At 73.3% G+C, this 6258-nt stretch carries 4 protein-coding genes and 1 tRNA gene; all 5 read right to left on the reverse strand.

Features of this window, described 5'->3' with window-relative positions; all coding sequences use genetic code 11:
* A partial coding sequence (glmU, locus tag HMPREF3105_RS07770; RefSeq protein WP_070709109.1) for a bifunctional UDP-N-acetylglucosamine diphosphorylase/glucosamine-1-phosphate N-acetyltransferase GlmU occupies positions 1 to 1481 on the reverse strand: 1481 nt, incomplete at its 3' end.
* 37 nt (positions 1482 to 1518) lie between these two features.
* A tRNA-Gln gene (locus HMPREF3105_RS07775) sits at positions 1519 to 1590 on the reverse strand.
* Positions 1591 to 1654: 64 nt separating this feature from the next.
* Positions 1655 to 3148 carry a sugar transferase gene (locus tag HMPREF3105_RS07780; RefSeq protein ID WP_070709110.1) on the reverse strand — a complete coding sequence of 498 codons (1494 nt, stop codon included), beginning with the start codon at positions 3146 to 3148 and terminating at the stop codon, positions 1655 to 1657.
* Between the two features lie 142 nt (positions 3149 to 3290).
* A complete protein-coding gene (locus tag HMPREF3105_RS07785; RefSeq protein WP_070709111.1) occupies positions 3291 to 5132 on the reverse strand; it encodes an ABC-F family ATP-binding cassette domain-containing protein in 1842 nt (613 codons plus the stop codon).
* Positions 5133 to 5198: 66 nt separating this feature from the next.
* Entirely contained in the window at positions 5199 to 6167 is a 969-nt protein-coding gene (locus HMPREF3105_RS07790) for a 4-(cytidine 5'-diphospho)-2-C-methyl-D-erythritol kinase (RefSeq protein ID WP_070709113.1), read from the reverse strand.
* Positions 6168 to 6258: the final 91 nt, after the last annotated feature.

A 6258-nucleotide genomic window follows, 5' to 3' on the forward strand; every position in this document is an offset into this window, starting at 1 on the left:
CCGGAGCCCTCCGCGCCGGCGGCCCGCGCGGCCTCGGCCGAGGAGGTGCCCGGGCGCTTGGCGGGCACCCAGCCCTCGATGGTGCGCTGCGCCACGGCGTTCAGCGCCAGGGCGCCGGCCGGGACGTCGTCGCGGACCACCGCGCCGGCACCGGTGTAGGCGCCGTCGCCCACCGAGACCGGGGCCGTGAACACCGTGTTCGAGCCGGTGCGCACGTGGGCCCCGATCACGGTGCGGTGCTTGGCGACGCCGTCGTAGTTGGCGGTGATGTTGCCGCAGCCGATGTTGGTGTACTCGCCGATCTCGGCGTCCCCGGCGTAGCCCAGGTGGGAGAGCTTGGCGCCGCGGCCCACGGTCACGTTCTTGGTCTCGTAGAACGCGCCGATCTTGCCGTCCTCCCCCAGCACCGTGCCCGGGCGCAGGTAGGTGAACGGGCCGACGGTCGCGCCCGCGCCGATCACGGCCTCCGTGGCGTCGGTGCGCTTCACCACGGCGCCCTCCCCCACCTGCGTGTCCGTGAGGGTGGAGTCCGGGCCGACGACGGCGCCCGTGGCCACCGACGTCGCCCCATGCAGCTGGGTGCCGGGCTTGAGCGTGACGTCCGAGGCGAGGGAGACGGTGACGTCCACCCACGTGGAGGACGGGTCGACGACCGTGACACCCTCCTTCATCCAGCCGCGCAGCACGCGGTCGTTGAGCTGGCGGCCCAGGTCGGAGAGCTGACGGCGGTCATTGGCGCCCTCGACCTCCCACACGTCGTCCGTGCCCACCGAGGCGACGCGGCCGCCCTCGGCGCGGGCCATGCCGAGCACGTCCGTGAGGTACTTCTCGCCCTGCACGTTGTCCGTGGAGATCTCCGGCAGGGTGCGGCGCAGCAGGGCAGAGTCGAAGGCGTAGATGCCGGAGTTGACCTCGCGGATCGCCACGAAGGAGTCGTCCCCCGTGGACTCGGCATGGGCGAGGGCGTCCTTGTGCTCCATGATCCGCTCCACGAGGCCCTCGGCGTCGCGGACGATGCGGCCGTAGCCCGTGGCGTCCTCGAGGGTGGCGGTGAGCACGGTGACGGCGTTGCCGTCCGCCTCGTGGTCCGCGACGAGCCGGGCGAGGGTCTCCGGGGTCAGCAGCGGGACGTCACCGTAGGTCACCACGACGGTGCCCTCGAGGTCCGCGGGCAGGGCGGCCAGGCCCAGCTCGACGGCGCGGCCGGTGCCCGGCACGTCGTCCTGGTCGGCGATCGCCAGCGCGTCGATACCCAGCTGGGCCGCAACCGTCTCGATGTGCTCGGCCACGCGGGCCCGCTCGTGCCGGACCACGGCCACGAGGTGCTCCGGCGCGAGCGACCAGGCCGCCGCGAGCGCGTGGCCCACGAGGGAGCGCCCCCCGATCGCGTGCATGATCTTCGGCGTCGTCGACTTCATGCGGGTGCCCTGGCCCGCGGCCAGGACGATCACGGCGGAGGGACGGGCGGACGGCTGGGACATGGGGGCTCCTGCACCGGTGGGGGTCAGAGGACGGGGGTTCCGCCCCTAGGATTCGAACCTAGACCGCACGGCTCCAAAGGCCGGCGTGCTGCCATTACACCAGGGCGGAGCGCCGGACCCCAGGGGGCGGCGACGACGGCCCATTCTTCCACACAGGTCGCGCGGATCCGGGGTCAATAGGCGCCGTCGGCGGCGACCACGGCCTTGACGGTCCGGCCCAGGATCACGAGGTCGCCCAGGATGGACCAGTTCTCCACGTAGTAGAGGTCCAGGCGGACCGCCTCCTCCCACGGGAGGTCGGAGCGGCCGGAGACCTGCCAGAGGCCCGTGATGCCGGGCTGCACCAGGAAGCGGCGGTGCACATACTGCTCATAGGCCTCGACCTCGTGCGGCAGGTGGGGCCGCGGACCCACGAGGGACATGTCCCCCCGCAACACGTTCACGAGCTGGGGCAGCTCGTCGATGCTGGTGCGGCGGATGAGCTTGCCGACCCGGGTGATGCGCGGGTCGTCCTTCATCTTGAACAGCACGTCCGCATCCCCGCCGTCCGAGACGAGCCGCTCCCGGATCTCCTCGGCGTCCACCACCATGGAACGGAACTTGAGCATGGTGAACGGCCTGCCGCCGAGACCGATCCGCTCCTGCCGGAACAGCACCGGCCCGCCGTCCGTGGCCTTGACCGCGATCGCGACGGCGATCAACAGCGGCGAGATGGCGATCAGGCCCAGACCCGACGCGACGACGTCGAACGCCCGCTTGGCGAACGCCTTGCCCTCGGAGAGGCGCGGGGTGGAGAGGTGGATGAGCGGCAGACCCGCGAGGGGCTGCGTGTGGAGGCGGGGTCCGGCGACGTCCACGAGCGCGGGCGCCATGATCAGGGAGACGCCGCGCTCCTGCAGCTCCCACCCCAGTCGGCGGACGTCCCCGGGGACGAACGAGTGGCCTGAGGTGATCACCACGGCTTCGACGTCGCGCACCTCCACGAGGGCGACCACGTCCACCACGGTGTCCAGGTCCGTGGAGACCGGTATCGGGAGGTAGTCCTCCCGCCGGGCCTTGTATCCGGGGAGAGCCGCCGCCACGGGGGCATAGCCGGCGCCGGCCTCGGAGTCGAGGGTCTGGAAGATGTGTCGGACCGCCTTCGGGCCGCCGACGAGCAGGAGCCGCCGCCGGAACCTGCCGTGGTGGCGCTGCCGCGCCACCCACCCGCGCACGAGGAACCGGCCCAGCAGGAGCAGGAGCACGCCCAACGGCAGAGCCAGACCCACGTAGCCGCGCGCCACTTCGAGACCTGCCGCATAGGCGAGGATCGCGACGGTGCCGAAGAGGTACAGGGTGCCCTGCAGGACCCGCTTGTACTCCTCGCTGCCCACCCCCAGGATCCGGATGTCCCGCGAGCCCTGGATGCTCAGCGCGAGCACCCACGCCGCGCTCAGCGCGAGGCTGATGACGCTGTAGTCGATGACTTCGGCGCCGGGGAGGGTGGTGCGCCGCGGTCCGCCGAAGCGGAGCTGGGCCGAGACGAAGGTGGCGAGCAGGACCGCGACCACGTCCACGATGAGGACGAGCAGCGGGAGGCCCCGCTCCCAAGGCCGGCCCAGGACACGGCCGCGGGCGGTCGAGCCCATGCGGAGCGCGGTCGACTCATCACCGGGACTCCCGATCACGCTCTGCTCCTCCGTCCTGACGCGGGGGGATGGTCCACGTCATGTGGGGTCAGGCATGGTGCTGTGCCCCGGCCCCCGATTATAGGGCGGAAATTGTGAATGGCTGTGACGGCCGCCGCACCCTCCTGTGCGCGCCCGCCGGTCAGTCCCCTTCGGCGAGTTCGGCAGCCTGCAGCCACTCCTCTTCCAGGACGTCCAGCTGTGCGTCGAGGTCCTTCAAGTCGGCGGAGGCCGCGGTGAGGGCATCGAAGTCCTGCGCCTGCCCCAGCTCGGCCATCCGCGCCTCGAGGCCGGACCTGCGGTCCCGCAGCCGGGTCATCTGCTTCTCGAGCCGGGCCATCTCCTTGCGGGCCAGCCGACGCTCCGCCTCGGTGGGCCCGGTGTCCTCCTCCGGCCCGCCCATGCCCGCGCACGTCCCGACGACGTCGTTGCGGCCCCGTACCGCGCCGGCTCCCCGGGCCGGGCCGCCGGCCTCGGCCATCGCGGCGCGCAGCTCGAGGTACTGATCCACCCCGCCCGGCAGGCCGCGGACCTTGCCGTCCCCGAGCAGGGCGACCTGGTGGTCGGTGACGCGCTCGAGCAGGTAACGGTCATGGGAGACCACCACCAGGGTCCCCGGCCACCCGTCCAGCACGTCCTCGACGGCGGCCAGGGTGTCCGTGTCCAGGTCGTTGGTCGGCTCGTCGAGCATGAGGACGTTGGGCTCACCCACGAGCAGGCGCAGCAGCTGCAGGCGCCGGCGCTCGCCACCCGAGAGCTCCGAGACCTGAGTCCACTGCCGGGAGGTGCCGAAGCCGAGCATCTCGAGCAGCTGGCCGGAGGACATCTCGCGGCTACCGACCTGGAAGGACGAGCCTTCGCGGGCCATGACTTCGGCGACGCGCAGGTGGGCGACGTCGTCGAGCTCCTTCACGTCCTGGGTGAGGGTGGCCGAGACCACCGTCTTGCCGCGCTTCACCCGCCCCGAGTCCGGGGCGATGCGGCCGTCGAGCAGGCGCAGCAGGGTCGACTTGCCCGCACCGTTGACGCCGACCACGCCGAGCCGCTCGCCGGGTGCCAGGCGCAGGGTGACGTCGTCGAGGATCGGCTTCTCCCCCAGCGTCAGGCTCACGTGCTCGAGGTCGAGGACGTCCTTGCCGAGCCGGGCCGTGGCCATCTTCGCCAGGGACACCGAGTCGCGCGGGGCGGGGACGTCCTCGATGATGGCGTTGGCCGCCTCGATGCGGAACTTCGGCTTGGACGTACGCGCCGGGGCGCCACGGCGCAGCCAGGCGAGCTCCTTCTTCACCAGCTGCTGACGCTTCTGCTCCGTCACCGCCGCCTGCCGGGAGCGCTCCGCGCGCGCGAGCACCCACGCCGCGTAGCCGCCGTCGAACGGGTCCACCGTGGCGTCGTGCACCTCCCACGTGCGCGTGCAGACCTCGTCGAGGAACCACCGGTCGTGGGTGACCACCACGAGGCCGCCGTCGGTGGGGCGCCAGCGCTGCTTCAGGTGGCGGGCGAGCCACGCGACGCCCTCGACGTCCAGGTGGTTGGTGGGCTCGTCGAGGAAGAGGACGTCGTCGTCCCCGGCGAGCAGACGGGCCAGGGCCACGCGACGGCGCTGGCCGCCGGAGAGGCCCCGCACGGGCTGGCCGAGGTCGAAGCCGTCGAGGAGACCGCCCAGGACGTCCCGGGCCTTGGGGTCCGAGGCCCACACGTGGTCGTCCACGTCCCCGACCACGGCCTGACGCACGGTGTGCTCCGGGTCGAGCCGGTCCTGCTGGTCCAGCACGCCCACGCGGACGCCGCCGCGGCGGGTGACGCGGCCCGTGTCGGGTTCCTGGAGGCCGGCGAGGATGCGCATGAGCGTGGACTTGCCGTCGCCGTTGCGGCCCACGAGTCCGATCCGGTCCCCCTCATCCACGCCGAGGGAGAGGCCCTCGAGGACGGTGCGGGTTCCGAAGGCGATGCCGATGTTCTCGGCGCCGAGCAGGTGGGCCATGGAGGGGGTGGTCCTTTCCGGACGGAGGAGGGGTGGTCAGGGTGCGGCGGGGGGCGCCGCCGGGTGTCACAGCACGTGGGCGCCGGGCACGGGGCCGTGGACGGGGAGGGCGCGCACTCCCGTGCGCTCCTCGATGGCCGAGGCCAGCCGCAGCGCGGAAGCCTCGTCCTGGGCCACGAAGAGCAGGGTGGGGCCGGAGCCGGAGACCATACCGCGCAGCGCGCCCTCGTCCAGGCCGAGGTCGAGGACGTCCGAGAGCTCGGGGAACAGGACGACGGCCGGGGTCTGCAGGTCGTTGTCCATGGCGGTGGCGAGTTCGAGCGGGTCGGCCGCGGCGAGGGCCCGCAGGACGGCCTCGTTCACCTCCGGGCGCGCCGGCCCGTCGGGCAGGTGGCCCTCCCGGCGCAGCTCGTCCAGGGTCTGGAACACCACGGGGGTGGACAGCCCGGCGTCCGCCGGGACGAGGACGAGGTGCACCGGGGTGCGGGCCGCGACGGGGGTCAGCTCGGCCCCGGTCCCGAGCCCGACGGCGGCGCCGCCCAGCACGCTGAAGGGCACGTCCGCGCCCAGCGGGGCGGCCAGCTCGGCGAGCTCGGCGCGGGTGTGCCCGGTCTCCCACAGGACGCTGCACGCGAGCAGCGCGGCGGCTGCGTCGGCGGAGCCGCCGCCCATGCCGCCCGCGACCGGGACCTGCTTGGCGACCTCGAGGTGCACGCCGTGGCTGTCAGGATCGAGTCCGAGGGTGTGCCTCAGGTGTGCGGCGGCGCGGTGCGCGAGGTTGCGCTCGTCCCAGGGCACGTCCTGGGTGTCCACCAGACTGATGTGGCGGCCCGACGGGCCGACGGTGATCCTCCCGTCCGTGCGCGCGATCGCCGTGACGGTCTCCCGCAGGCTGACGGCCAGGTACACGGTGGCCACGGGGTGGTAGCCGTCCGCGCCGGGCGGCCCCACCCGCAGGGACAGGTTCACCTTGCCGGGGGCGCTGACCGTGACGTGCCGGGCCGCGGGGTCGAGGCCGAGGTCCTCCGTCGTCATGCGCTCACCTCCGCCGCACGCCGCGGGCCGTGCTCGGCGATCCGCGCGAAGGCCGCGATGTCCAGGGCCTCGCCGCGGGCGCGCGGGTCCA

The sequence above is a fragment of the Micrococcus sp. HMSC31B01 genome (assembly GCF_001816085.1).
Lineage (GTDB): Bacteria > Actinomycetota > Actinomycetes > Actinomycetales > Micrococcaceae > Micrococcus > Micrococcus luteus.

Excerpts from the sequence above, each read along its gene's own strand:
- HMPREF3105_RS07785 (WP_070709111.1), bottom strand. The coding sequence starts at position 5,132 with ATGGCCCACCTGCTCGGCGCCGAGAACATCGGCATCGCCTTCGGAACC.
- HMPREF3105_RS07790 (WP_070709113.1), bottom strand. The coding sequence starts at position 6,167 with ATGACGACGGAGGACCTCGGCCTCGACCCCGCGGCCCGGCACGTCACG.